The sequence below is a fragment of the Coriobacterium glomerans PW2 genome, assembly GCF_000195315.1.
Classification (GTDB): domain Bacteria; phylum Actinomycetota; class Coriobacteriia; order Coriobacteriales; family Coriobacteriaceae; genus Coriobacterium; species Coriobacterium glomerans.
In genome coordinates this window covers 548,674-561,040 of record NC_015389.1, presented here as the reverse complement: position 1 = coordinate 561,040, position 12,367 = coordinate 548,674, and the positions used below count along the sequence as shown (strand labels likewise).

General features: G+C 64.8%; 9 protein-coding genes and 1 tRNA gene. 2 read left to right on the top strand and 8 right to left on the bottom strand.

Annotation, left to right across the window (positions count from 1 at the left end; translation table 11 throughout):
* The first annotated feature begins 11 nt into the window (after positions 1-11).
* On the top strand, positions 12-692 hold the full coding sequence (locus CORGL_RS02455; RefSeq protein WP_013708339.1) for a hypothetical protein: 681 nt from the start codon (positions 12-14) through the stop codon (positions 690-692).
* 239 nt (positions 693-931) lie between these two features.
* Here CORGL_RS02455 and CORGL_RS02450 read toward each other — a convergent pair.
* The 7 genes from CORGL_RS02450 to CORGL_RS09320 all read right to left on the bottom strand — a co-directional run bounded on the left by CORGL_RS02450 (position 932) and on the right by CORGL_RS09320 (position 9,448).
* A tRNA-Ser gene (locus CORGL_RS02450) sits at positions 932-1,022 on the bottom strand.
* A gap of 149 nt (positions 1,023-1,171) precedes the next feature.
* The gene (gene gluQRS, locus CORGL_RS02445) at positions 1,172-2,149 is read right to left on the bottom strand and encodes a tRNA glutamyl-Q(34) synthetase GluQRS (protein ID WP_013708338.1); all 978 of its coding nucleotides are present in this window, start codon (positions 2,147-2,149) and stop codon (positions 1,172-1,174) included.
* A 23-nt stretch (positions 2,150-2,172) separates the two neighbouring features.
* On the bottom strand, positions 2,173-2,691 hold the full coding sequence (locus CORGL_RS02440) for a ferritin (protein ID WP_041738993.1): 519 nt from the start codon (positions 2,689-2,691) through the stop codon (positions 2,173-2,175).
* 104 nt (positions 2,692-2,795) lie between these two features.
* Positions 2,796-4,703 carry a tetratricopeptide repeat protein gene (locus tag CORGL_RS02435; protein ID WP_013708336.1) on the bottom strand — a complete coding sequence of 636 codons (1,908 nt, stop codon included), beginning with the start codon at positions 4,701-4,703 and terminating at the stop codon, positions 2,796-2,798.
* Positions 4,704-5,454: 751 nt separating this feature from the next.
* The gene (locus CORGL_RS09325) at positions 5,455-6,579 is read right to left on the bottom strand and encodes an urease accessory protein UreH domain-containing protein (protein ID WP_013708334.1); all 1,125 of its coding nucleotides are present in this window, start codon (positions 6,577-6,579) and stop codon (positions 5,455-5,457) included.
* A 1-nt stretch (position 6,580) separates the two neighbouring features.
* On the bottom strand, positions 6,581-8,923 hold the full coding sequence (locus CORGL_RS02415; protein ID WP_049777668.1) for a heavy metal translocating P-type ATPase: 2,343 nt from the start codon (positions 8,921-8,923) through the stop codon (positions 6,581-6,583).
* A 6-nt stretch (positions 8,924-8,929) separates the two neighbouring features.
* On the bottom strand, positions 8,930-9,448 hold the full coding sequence (locus CORGL_RS09320) for a hypothetical protein (RefSeq protein ID WP_172633518.1): 519 nt from the start codon (positions 9,446-9,448) through the stop codon (positions 8,930-8,932).
* Between the two features lie 527 nt (positions 9,449-9,975).
* Between CORGL_RS09320 and CORGL_RS02405 the strand changes: the two genes are divergently transcribed.
* A complete protein-coding gene (locus tag CORGL_RS02405) occupies positions 9,976-10,683 on the top strand; it encodes a copper homeostasis protein CutC (protein WP_013708331.1) in 708 nt (235 codons plus the stop codon).
* Between the two features lie 77 nt (positions 10,684-10,760).
* On the opposite strand, the gene CORGL_RS09580 is transcribed toward CORGL_RS02405, so the two are convergent.
* Positions 10,761-12,296, bottom strand: a complete 1,536-nt coding sequence (locus CORGL_RS09580; RefSeq protein ID WP_013708330.1) for a class C sortase — start codon at positions 12,294-12,296, stop codon at positions 10,761-10,763.
* Positions 12,297-12,367 lie beyond the last annotated feature (71 nt).

Genomic DNA, 12,367 nt, shown 5'->3' with positions numbered 1-12,367 from the left:
TGGTATCACACATGGTTAAGAAAACGAAGAAGATCGACAAGGACCTCCTGTTTGAATTCGAAGAGATCCCTGAGCCGGAAAAGCAGGAAAAGAAGTCCTCGAAGAAGAAGTGCAAGAAGAAGCGGAAGGACAAGGAGGCCCGCCCGGCTGAGCAGGTTCTCGATACCAAGGTCCAGCTGACCCCCGAGATGAGCATATTCATGCACATGAGCGAGAAAGTGCTCAATCGCATGAGCGAGGACGGTCTGAGCGACGAGGACTACCGCAGCTTGAAGCAGATGTATGACTCCTATTCGGAAAATGAGATGTACCGGCGGGAGTTCGCGACGCGCTTCGAGTGCGCCCGCGACGTCTACCATCACAGACCCGATGACTCCGCGCTGTGCTTCTATATCGTATCCATGTTCTTCTACTTCTTGGCTGCCCTGACGTTCTGCCTGAGCCAAACCGATGGCAACAAACCCATGCCCTTGTACGGCGGATTGGTCTTTCTGCTCGTCGCCACCTCGCTGCTCGTGCTGTTCCGCGTCGTCCGCAAGAAGATCGATGTCCCCGACAATCTGAGAAACATCGAGAGATTCTATTGCTACATCCACAACGTGGACTCCGGTGAGCTGCTCGAGAGCCTCGAGCCCGCACCGGTCGTGAACGCGATCAGGAAGCGCTTGTCATTTCTCCATCGGAGCAGCTGACAGGTTCTTCGCGCTGTGGGGCGGCACCGCACGAGAGCGCCGGCCCGAGCAGATCATCTGCCGTGGATTCGGGCACCGGAGGCGATTGCATCCGGTGCCCTCTTCATGAAGACATCGATGGGACAGCCGGGCTGCAGCCGCGATGCGCTCCTCTGGGGACGCTATGAGGATGGCAACCGAGCGGGCCGCCGCGATGCGCTCCCTAGAGGGGCGCTATGAAGATTTGTATAACGGATGAATGGCGGAGAGCTGGGGATTCGAACCCCAGAATCCCTTGTGGGGATTACTCGCTTAGCAGGCGAGCACCTTCGGCCGCTCGGTCAGCTCTCCGCGGGAGCCTGTAGATGATAGCGCACTTCCGCCCGCTTGCACAAGCGAAAACGCAGAACTCTTCACAATCATATGCTCTCTTGCAACGAAATCTCTCCCAGCTGGCGATCGAGCGGATGCGGCCCGTCGCGCGAGAACTCCGTGATCGCTCATCCGAGATCGGCTGCGGACACCTCTATGTCGCGGCGATGCGCGCGCACGAGGCTCCAGCTGAACGTCTCAGCGAGGCGCTCGGCGCTCACGGGCGTCGCATCAGGCGCCAGACCCGTGAGGTGAGCGAGCCAACCCAGAAGCCGCTCAGGTGACGCGAAGCGCGCGCGCAGCTCGCCCATATTCAGATCGCGATCGCGCTTCGACAGCCGTCTGCCGCCGGGTGCCACCAAAAGCGGGACATGGGCATAGGAGACCCGCTTGAAGCCCAGTAGATTCTGAAGGTAGCGCTGAGGGGCGACCGAGCCCAGCAGATCGCGCCCGCGCACCACCTCGGTGACGCCCATCTCGGCGTCGTCGACGCACACGGCCAATTGGTAGGCGATGACGCCATCGCTTCGCTGGACCACGAAATCTCCGCAATCGCGAGCGAGCACCTCGGTTCGGGACCCGTAGACCCGATCGCGGATATCGATCCTGCCGGCGGGATCTCCCGCATCGGGCACCTTCAGGCGTCTGGCAGGCGATCTGATGGCGGAGGCGCGCGCGATGTCGGCCTTCGACATGAAACGGCAGGTGCCCGGATAGATCGGCATGTCAGAAGGTCCATGCGGCGCCGAGACGCTATGAAGCTCCGCGCGCGTGCAGAAGCACGGATAGACGAGCCCCATCCGATCGAGTCTCTCGAGCGCGGCGGCATATCGATCGAGACGGTCGCGCTGGCACAGCGGCCCGATATCCCACGTCAGACCGAGCCAGCGCAAATCGTCCAACAGCAGATCGACCCACGGACCGCTTCGCGTCCGCTCGTCGAGGTCCTCGATGCGCAGGACCACGGAGCCCCCGGCGCTTCGCTGCGAGAGCCAGCAAACAAGGGCCGTATAGATGTTTCCCGCATGCATGCGGCCCGACGGGGAGGGTGCGAAGCGCCCCACCGACGGGCCGGACCCGCATGCGGCCCCGGGTGCCGCGCACATGGCGGGGCCGCTCGAGGGCGACTCTAGAGCGGCAGGGCCGTCAGCGGCGTGTACACCCGCATCTGATTCTCTCGGTCGAGATCGAACAGGCCTTTGGGGTCGGATCCGAATAGCTTCATGTTGCTGATCATATCGCGCGCGTTCATCTCCTCCTCGGCCTGCTCGCGCACGAACCAGTCGAGCATCTGCATCGCGCGAACATCGTGAACGGAGCTCGCCACCTCGTAGCAGTGGTTTATGAGTCCGGTTACGTACTCCTCGTGCACGAGCCCGGCCACCACCGGTGCCAGATCGTCGTCGAATGTCTCAGTCGGCTTCTCGATCGCCTCGAGCACGGGCGTCTGCTCGTTGTCGAGCAGGTAGCGCCTGAGCGCCATGCCGTGGTCAAGCTCCTCGCGCGACTGGATCACATACCAGCTCGCGAAGCCCTTGAGCCCGCGCTCCTCGTAGTAATCGGCGAAGGTGACGTACAGATACGCCGAGTAGAACTCAGCGTTGATCTGCGCGTTTAAAGCCTCGTAGACCTTTGTGTCCATAGCCATATCGATCATGTCTCCTAACGTGTCCGTCTGGTCGACGCGCGTTCGCGTCGGCTTGGTTCTCTGTTGCGATTCGCTGCCCCGGCGCGTCATAGCGCCTCCCCGGGTTACGTGAACGAGCCGCTCATGGCGCTCAGCTCCTTGTCTCCGAGAAGATCTGAGAGGTATGTCGCGCAGCGGCAGGCCAGAAAATGAAATCCTCCCTCGGTGAACAGAACAAGAGCGTCGCAGAGCTGCCGCCTCACCTGGTCGGTGGGCGGAAGCGGAAGACCGGCCGCAGCCAGCGTGAGCGCGGCGTCCTCCGGGGACGGTGGCGTCTCGACGCCCATCTGGCGCATGAGACAGGCGGACTCCACGTTGACCTGGTCGCGCAAATGATCGTCGCCGAGCACCATGCTGTAGCTTGCGAGCGCCTCATCGCGGCTCCCCACCTGCCACAGCGAGTAGGCGATCCTGTAGAACAGGTAGGCAGCAGAATCACGATCGCATGCCAGGCCCAGACCGTGCTCGGCAACCTCGATCAGATCCTGATGGCGACCCAGCGCTCCCAAGACGTTGATGAGGGCGAAGTGGGCCTGCATCGAGGTCGACGCGATATCCAGCAGCCTGCGCGCCTCGATGAGCGCCGCCTCGAGGTCCCCGTCCCTCATAGAGGCGTTCACGAGCTCATAGCGGGCGAAGTACAGCGCATCGGGTACGCGCTGGATGCGCGTGGCGCGATCGTCCTCATCCAAGGGCAGCAGGATCCGTCCGATGTAGTTCTCGCAGAACTGACTGCGCATCGGAACATCGCTCAGCAGCTCGTTCGCGACGCACGTCGCCTCCAGGCTCTCGATGAGCGCTTTCAAGCCGTCCAGCGCCGCGGCGCGGTCCGTCGCCAGCATGGCCTTGAGCTCGTTCACGCGATTCCGGGAGCGGCTGTCGGGGCTCTCCATGACCTCGAGATCGCTCACCGCATCGGCGAGCAGCAGCTCGCGCAGCGCCTCGGGAAGCGCGCGATCATCGCGCCCCGGCGCGAGCTTGCGGCCGCGCGCGCCCCTGAGCGCGGCGATGCGCTTCACCATCGCATCGGCGAGACCGCGAGCGGCAGTGCCGTCGAGGGGCTGACCGCTCAGGCTGCTCGCGAGATCAAGATATCTGCCGAGAAACTCGGCTCGCTCGAATTGCAGACGAATGGTGCCGTCGGGCATGGAGGCATCGTACATCTCAAGGCTGCATCGTTCGATGAGGATGCCCGAAGCGAAACCGGCCGCGGCCAGCAGAAGCGCTATGCGGTATCCGTACTCCTTCGCCATGACGCAGCGCTTCTCCCAGGACAGCTCGATCCACTGGGCGTCCTTGGCGTCCAGGATGCGCCGCGGCATCTCCGACGCATCGGGAGCGCGAAATCTGATTCGCATGACCTTCGCAGACGCGAGGCAATCGTAGGTGAACTCCAGGCGAACGACGACATCGAGCTTCGAGCACGCCTTTGCGAAGCGGCTCCTGAGGTCCCATTCGCCGCCGACCGCGGGCCTGCTCGAGGAGCAGTCCATCCATGGATTGGGCTGGTCGATCGTCTGAATCAGATCCTGCGCGCCGGAGGTGAGCGTGGTCAGAATCCGCTGCTCGATAAGCGAGCAGTCCTCAGCCGAAGGCGAGGACGTCGCCGGTTCGCTGCTGAAGCCCAGATAGCTGAGGCAGAACTGAACCCTGTTGATCGCCGACTCGACGCTCAGCAGGAACTGCTTGTCTCTTTTGGAAACCTGGAACTCATCAAAGGCGAGATAAAACCGGTTATCCTCCTGCTTGCACAGCCGAATACGCGATTTCAGCATGAGCGATCTGAGACGGCGCAGATCGATATCTCTAAACGTTGCGAACGCGAAGCGCTCTATCCCCGATGGCGCGTCTCTGGCGTCGACGCGGAAGAGAAATGCATCCAGAGCATCGGGCAGCGCGACGCTGCAGAAGTTCGCGAATATCTCGACGGGCTGTTCCAGCCGCGTCAGAGCGATACCATTGGAATCTGACACCGGGACACCCCTTTCGCTCGAGTCTTGCGATCCAGTCAAGACGCGCGACGACGAGTCGCGCGAGATCTCAACCCGGCAGGCAGTCCCTTCATGATACGACCTGATAACGATATAGGATGGCCGCCCGGGTACCTATTCACCTTAATGACATGCGGCTGCGGCGCTGGCACGGGGCGACGCAGCCGGCCACGGGCGGCTGCGGGCGGGCGCGAGCGGGAACGGCTGAGTAGCGGGCGGCGGCGGGCGGTGGCAGGCGGTGGCGGTGGCGGTGGCGCGGTGGCGGGCGGCTGCGGGCGGTGGCGCGGCGGCGGGCGGTGGCGGTGGCGAGGGCGGTGGCCGCGGGCGGACGCGGACGGAGGCTCGGCAGCAGGCGGTGGCGGGGCGGTGGCGGTGGCGCGGGGCGGGCGGCTGCGGGCGGTGGCGCGGCGGCGGGCGGTGGCGGTGGGGACGGGGGCGCACCTGAGGCGTGCGGCAACAAAAGCGCGGTTTTTGACTAGAATACTATTTTGTAACCCCCTGATTGTGGTCAAAAAGCGCGCGGTTGTGGGTCGGACGGCCGCCAACGCCTCCACGGGCGCGTGCCGCCACGGCCGCCAACGCCTCCACGGGCGCGTGCCGCCACGGCCGCCAACGCCTCCACGGGCGTGTGCGACGCCACCGCGGTCGCAGATGTCGCCGCAGTTGCGGAGTCAGCTAAGAAGCGGGCGGGGCGGACGCGGAGCGAGGACGTATCCGGCGATGCGCGATCGCCTCAGAGGACCATACGCAGACCAGACAGCAGCATCCGGATGCCGAGGGCGACCACGAGGATGACATTCACCCTGGTAGCGAAGCCGACGCCGCGCTTGGGAAACGCCTGAGCGAGAGCGCCCAGCACCAACATGAGCGGTACGGTGCCCAGACCCCATGCGAGCATCGCGAGCGCACCACTCAGCGGCTGGCCGCTGGATGCCGCGACGAGCCACATCGTCGAGGATGCCCCGCACGGCAGGATTGCGTTGAGCGCGCCGACCGCGACCGGACCGAACGGGCCCGAACCGAAGCGCTCGCGCACGAGAGCGAGCAGCCGTGACACCGCCGAAGTCCGACCGAGCTTGATGCCGCGACGAGAGCGCAACGCATGACCCGAGCGATCCGAGCGATCCGCCGCCGGGCTCCGGTTCCGGGACGTGCCGATACCCGGCAACACGCCCCACATGACAAGACCCGTGCATGCGACGGCGGCGCCCGTCAGAGCATGGAGCCCTCCCCGCTCGATTGCGGAAAAGGACAGCGCCGCACCGAATGCGCCGAAGAGGGCGCCGAGCGCCGTGCACGCCGCGACCCGACCTGCGTTGTATGTCGCAGCCAGACCCAGCCCGCGCCTCCAGCTACCCCTTCCCGCTCGCGAAGTCTGCGAGAGCATCAGACCGCCGCACATGACGACGCAGTGCGCGCTCGTCGCGAGCCCGACCGCAAGCAGGTACACCAGAGACGAGCCCTGGTCCGCGTGAGGGATGCCGGGCAGTCGGATCAATCCCAACGCCTGCACGACAGCGGCGATCGCAGCGACGCTCAGCACGTTGGCGAAGACGCCATGCAGTCCCTTGCCCGGAGGATAGCCGATGTCGGCAAGCAGGCGGACGAGCTCCGCTTCCTCCACGAAGGCGGGATCGAAGCGGATCGTGACCGCGCCCCGGATCCATCGCGCCTCGGCGGCGGCCACTCCGCGCACCGCCGCGAGCTCTCCGCCGATCACGTCCTCGCAACGTCGGCAGTACATGCCGCGAACGCGGAGCGTGACGGTCTGAAGCGCCGTCGCCGGCAGCATGGCGCTCACCGGACCCTCATCACGCGGTTCGGATCCGGCATCGAGCTTTGCGGCCCGCGCATCCATCTCATGCTCGCGCGCGGCGCAGGCGCAGCGAACGCATGAGCACGATGATGGAGGAGACCGACATCGCAGCGGCAGCCAGCGAGGGATTCACGACGCCGGCCGCCGCCAGCGGGACGAACCCGGCGTTGTACGCCAGGGCCCAGGCGAGATTGCCGCGGACGGTCCGCATGACCTGGCCGGAAAGGCGAATCGCACGCGGCACCGAGGCCAATCTGCCGCCTACTAGAACGATACCTGCGGCGTCCCTTGCAACATCGACGCCGCCGCCCATCGCGAAGGACACGTCGGCGGCCGCCAGAGCCGGAGCGTCGTTCACACCGTCGCCAACGACCGCGACGCGACCGCCATCCTCTTTGAGCTCGCGAACAAGCGCCTCCTTGCCCGCGGGAGTCACATTGGCGCGAACCTCCGCCACACCGATCGATGCCCCGACGGCCTCTGCGATGCGGCGCTCGTCACCGGTGGCGAGCACGCAGCGCACGCCCATCGCCGTAAGCTCGCGCACGCAGCTCACCGCCTCGCCGCGAACGGCGTCGGCGATGAGTATCTCGCCGGCGAGCACCCCGTCCACGATGACGCGAACACGCGAGCGGATGCCAGCCGCCGGCTCGCTGCTCCGGGAGCGCGCCGACTCGACGCCCAGCTCGGCCATGAGCGCACGACCGCCCACGGCGACACGATGGCCGGCCACAGTGGCCTCGACGCCCAGACCCACGCGCTCCGCGAACTCACTCGCCGGCATAGGCAGCGCGGCGGCACCCCGCTCGGAGCCGACCGCGCGCTTGATGATGGCATCGGCGAACGGATGGCTCGAGTCGCGCTCGGCGGCCGCGGCGAGTGCGATCAGCTCCTCCTGAGTGAATCCCGCCCGCGGTATGACCGCGCTCACCTCCGGGGCGCCATAGGTGAGCGTCCCGGTCTTGTCGAAGACGATGCGCGTGATCTCGCAGGCGCGCTGGAGCTGCGTGGCATCGCGAAACAGGATTCCCAGCTCGGCCGCCCTCCCGGTGCCCACCATGACGCACGTGGGCGTCGCCAGACCGAGTGCGCACGGGCACGCGACGATGAGCACGCCGCACGCAGCCAGAATAGCCAAGGCCAGCTGGCCGGGTGCCGCCAGCAGATACCACACCGCAAACGTCGCCGCTCCCGCGCCGATGACGAGCGGGACGAACCACCCCGCGATGCGATCGGCGAGCTCCTGAATCGGTGCTCGCGAGGCCTGCGCGCGCTGAACCGCTTCGATGATCTGCCCGAGGCGAGATCGAGCACCGAGAGCGGACACCGAAACGCGCCCCGTCCCGGCGCGATTGAGCGTACCGGCGCTCACCTCATCTGATGCCCGCCGAACTTGTGGTGCGCTCTCACCGGTGAGCATGGACTCATCGACCACGAGCTCGCCGGCCAGCACGATTCCGTCGGCGGCGATGCGCTCTCCGCTGCGCACGATGAGCTCGTCGCCCGCAACGAGCTCATCGACATCGACCTCACGGGGCCCGCCCGCGCGCTCGACGAACGCCCTGCGGGGCTGCAGCGTGATAAGCGCGCGCAGCGAGCGCATGGTCTCGCCGCGCGCGATGCCCTCCAGATAGCGTCCGAACAAAATAAGGGTCACCAGCAGGCATTGCGACATGAAATACAGCTGTATGTCGGAGACGGCGGTCAGCGAGATCCAAGCGCTGTGCGCGTAGACGCTCAGCGTGGAAATCACCACCAGGACATCCATGCCGAGATGCCCCGCGAGAAGCGAGCGCCATGCGCCGCGCCAGAACACGCGCCCCGGACCGAACTCGACAGCGGTGGCCAAAGCGAGCTGAATCCAAGGAGCGGGGTTCCACATGAGCGGTGCGGTGAGCACGGCGGCGACGACGAGTCGTTTGAGCTCTGAGATCTGCGCGTCTTGAGCCGCCTCCTGCTCGCGGGCGTCCCACGCGGTGATTCGCGCCTCGATGCCGCCTGCGCGCGCGCAGGCGAGCAACTCGGCGGCGCGCACGCCGACCGGCCAGAGCTCCACGTCGATTCGATCGTGATCGCGCTGGACGGACGCTACGCCGAACACCTCGCGCAAATCGGCTGTCAGCCGCTCGAGTGCGGTGGTCCGGCCGGCTGGCGAGGCCCCGCACTCGATCGTGACGCGCTCGCGCGGCAAAGAGAAGCCGCAACGCCGGACGGATGACTCGATGCGCGCGAGATCGACCGTGTCCTCGCAGGTGACCGAAGCGGTGCCCCCGGCGTAGCTACCGGTGGCGCCGAGGACATCGTTCGAGCGCATCAGCACCCGCTCAAGCTGTCGAGCGCACGCCGGACAGTCCATGCCCGCGACGCGAAGTGCGAACTCTCGCATGTCCGTCTACAGATTCCGCCGGCGCGCCCGCATGAAGGCGCGGATCGCGATAAAGCTCGCGGGCAGGCACAAGATGGGCACCTCGATGAGAAAGACCCAGCTGATCCAATCGACACCCTGGAACCAGACGCCGTCGTACATGACGCCCTTCATCAGGGCCGGGTAGGAGTTGTTCCAGACCCCCCACGCGCCGGTGAACGAGCCCAGCAGGTGAAGCATCAGAAACGAAACCGTGATATACAGACCGGCTATCGTCGTGACGACACCAGCCGAGATCCTCCTCATCTTGATCAGGAAGATCGCGATCGCAGGCAGCACGTACACCGTGAGATTCACACCCCAAACGGAAAGTGGGATGATATAGCCCCAGTTGATGGCTTGGCGAATGTGATCGGCGTCGTGAAGCAGCGCGGCCGCCAGAATCGCAATCATGCAGTGCGCGAGCGTGCGCGCCGTTTTCTCATCGAGCGGGGCCGAAAGCCCGTCTGCCGTCTTTCTCTCGTGCTCTGTCAAAATGCGCCTCATTTCATGTCGCGGTTGCAAGAACCTGATGTCTCGATCACTGGACATGATACCCAGCTGCGACCGCATCATGCGCGGGTGCGGGTGCGGGCGGGCGGGCGAAGGCGAGCGGGCGCGGCCGAGGCGCGGCCGCACGCGCGGACGCGGAGGGGGCGGGCGGGTGCGGGCGCGAAGCGCGACAGAAGCGCGGTTTTTGACTAGAATACTGCTGAATAACCCCCTGATTGCAGTCAAAAAGCGCGCGGCTGTGAGTCGGCCGCTGGCAACGCCACCGCAGTCGCGCGCGCCGCCACGGCCGCCAGCCGCGCTTTCGCAGCCCGGCCGCACACAATCCGCCCGGCCGCAGCCCGGCCGCCGGCAACTGCAGTGTTGCAGCCCGGCCGCACTCAATCCGCCCGGCCGCAGCCCGGCCGCGCACAAAGCGCCACCACGGCCGGGCCGCTGGCATAACGCGCAGCCCAGCTCACTTGGGTTAGAATCAATGCACGCGCTGCGCTTTCAAGCGCGATCTCTCGAAACGGAGGATGATCATGGACCTGCTCAAGGAGTATTGCACGGAGAACATGCTCGATGTACCAGAGGCGGTGATGGCAGGGGCACGGCGCATCGAGCTGTGCGACAATCTGTCCGTAGGCGGAACCACCCCAAGCTACGGCACGATAAAAGCAGCTGTCGACTTCGCGGAGAGGCGCAGGGTCACCCTTATGACGATGATCCGCCCGCGCGGGGGTGGCTTCGTGTACTCCCGCTCTGAGCTTGAAATCATGTTGCAAGACATCTCAGTGGCTCGCGCTCTCGGTACGAACGGCGTGGTCATCGGTTGTTTGCAGCAAGCACCCGAAGGCGGCCTCGAGATCAATTACGAGCAGCTCGAGCTGCTCATGCGCGCGGCACGGAACAGGCCCTGGACCAATCTGTCTGCTCTGTCGGCCGATCCTCATGTCATTCCCGTACAGGTCACATTTCATATGGCTTTTGACTATATAGCCGAGGACAAACAGATCGCCGCTCTGGAGATCCTGGCGGATTTCGGTGTCGATCGCATCCTCACTCATGGTGGGCCCGCGGGAACCCCGATCGAGGACAACCTTCCCCGGCTCGCCCAGCTCATCGAAAACGCAAGACCTCGGATCGAGATCATGCCCGGCGGCGGCATAACCTACAAGAACGTTGAAGACGTCGCATCGGCACTCGGCGTACGCGAGCTGCACGGCACAAAGATCGTCCGCTTGGTCTGAGCGAGTCAGACACAGCGCGTGCGCGAGCGTTTGCGGCACGCGAAGAAGAAGGGCTTCGCAGCAAGAGGCGCCGGCGGCTACGCCCGCTTCTTTCTCTTGGAGCCCTTCTTCGTCTTCGCGGACTTGCCGCTCTTGGAGGTGCGGTCCGCCTTGGCATCGCGATCACGCTTGGAATCGTGATGACGCTTCGAATCGCGGTTTGATTTCGATTCCTTCTCGCGCTTGGCGGCCTTCTGCGCCTTGGAGCCCTTCTTGACCTTGTCCTGCTTGCGCTTCTTCTTCGCCGTCTTCTCTGCCCGCGCATCCTCGAACGCGAGCTCCTCGATCAGCTTGTTGAAGCCCTTGAGATCGCTGGAGCTCTGAAGAGGAGCCGCCTTGCGCTTGCGCTTGGGTGCCATGGATGCGGTCACGTCCGCAGCCGGCGCTGGAGAACCGGCGGGGGCTCTGTGCGACGGTCGCACAGAGCTTTTCGACAGAACGGGGACAGCGCCGGGTGCCTCGGCGTCGAGGCGCCCTGTGAAATCGGCGCCGGGTGCGCGCGACGAATCCAATCGAGACGCCCGATGCCGACGGCTCGCGCGCTCCCGCCGTCTCGCGTGCTCCTGAAGCGCTGAAAGCTCTCGCCGGCTCAGACGCTGCGGCGCAGACCGCGCGTTCGCCGGCTTCGGCGGCGATTTGATGCCGGTGAGATTTGCGATCTGCGCGGCGGTCTCAGCGGCATCGATAGCCTGCGCCTGCATGCGCTTGCGCCTCTTGCGGCGCTTGAGGATGAGATAGATCGAGAAAATGAGGCCCGCGATTCCCAAGCCGCCGATCGTGTAGACCCAAAGCGGGATGTCCTTCGGACTCGTGGGAATGAAGTCGGTGTTCTTGCTGTCCCGATTCAACCAGGTATCCGGCAGCTCGGTGCGCTTGGCGTGAACAAGAAGCCGGTGCGTGTTGACCCCGTAGGGCGTGCAGGTCACGAGCGTGACCAAATCCTGCCCATGTTCTATGACCAGACTGTTCGTCTCCTCCGGCAGAACGACCTCGGTGGATGTGACGGAATAGGCGTGATCCTCCCCGAGAACCTGTATGACGAAGTAGTCGCCGACCTTCAGCTTGCCGATATCATCGAAGATCTTCACCGAGGGCAGACCGTTGTGTCCGGCGATCACAGCGTGGGTGCTCTTGCCCCCCACCGGAAGCGATGTCCCCTCGAGGTGTCCGGCTCCCCTTTGCAGAACATCTTCTGTCGTGCTGTGATATATCGGCAGCTTGACCTTGATCTTGGGGATGACGATGTCGCCCATGACGCCGTCGCCGGCGAGATTGAGTCTCTCGGAGTACTCGCGCGCGGTAACGGGCTGGTTGTTGGGATCGAACGGGTCGGTGAGGACTGTGCGATTGTCCAGCAGCCGCGCGTTGTAGTCGATGCACTGCTGCAGCTCATCCTCGAGGCTCGATCTGTCCTTCTCTTGAATGATCTCCTGCTGGTTGCGGATGACCTTCGATTGTAGATACTTCTGATACCAATCGCTGACATAGGGGTAGAGGATGCACCCGACGCCGACGAAAAACACCAGCGCGGCGATGATCGATGCAAACAACCTACCTTTTCGCCGCTTCGCCATCTTCTTCCCCTGTCGGTCATCCCGTGAGCAAGAGCGGAGGACCCGAGGGTCCTCCGCATGAGAATGCAACT

Excerpts from the sequence above, each read along its gene's own strand:
- CORGL_RS02440 (WP_041738993.1), bottom strand. The coding sequence starts at position 2,691 with ATGGCTATGGACACAAAGGTCTACGAGGCTTTAAACGCGCAGATCAAC.
- CORGL_RS02415 (WP_049777668.1), bottom strand. The coding sequence starts at position 8,923 with ATGCGAGAGTTCGCACTTCGCGTCGCGGGCATGGACTGTCCGGCGTGC.
- CORGL_RS02455 (WP_013708339.1), top strand. The coding sequence starts at position 12 with ATGGTTAAGAAAACGAAGAAGATCGACAAGGACCTCCTGTTTGAATTC.
- CORGL_RS09580 (WP_013708330.1), bottom strand. The coding sequence starts at position 12,296 with ATGGCGAAGCGGCGAAAAGGTAGGTTGTTTGCATCGATCATCGCCGCG.
- gluQRS (WP_013708338.1), bottom strand. The coding sequence starts at position 2,149 with ATGTGCGCGGCACCCGGGGCCGCATGCGGGTCCGGCCCGTCGGTGGGG.
- CORGL_RS09320 (WP_172633518.1), bottom strand. The coding sequence starts at position 9,448 with ATGAGGCGCATTTTGACAGAGCACGAGAGAAAGACGGCAGACGGGCTT.
- CORGL_RS02405 (WP_013708331.1), top strand. The coding sequence starts at position 9,976 with ATGGACCTGCTCAAGGAGTATTGCACGGAGAACATGCTCGATGTACCA.
- CORGL_RS09325 (WP_013708334.1), bottom strand. The coding sequence starts at position 6,579 with ATGGATGCGCGGGCCGCAAAGCTCGATGCCGGATCCGAACCGCGTGAT.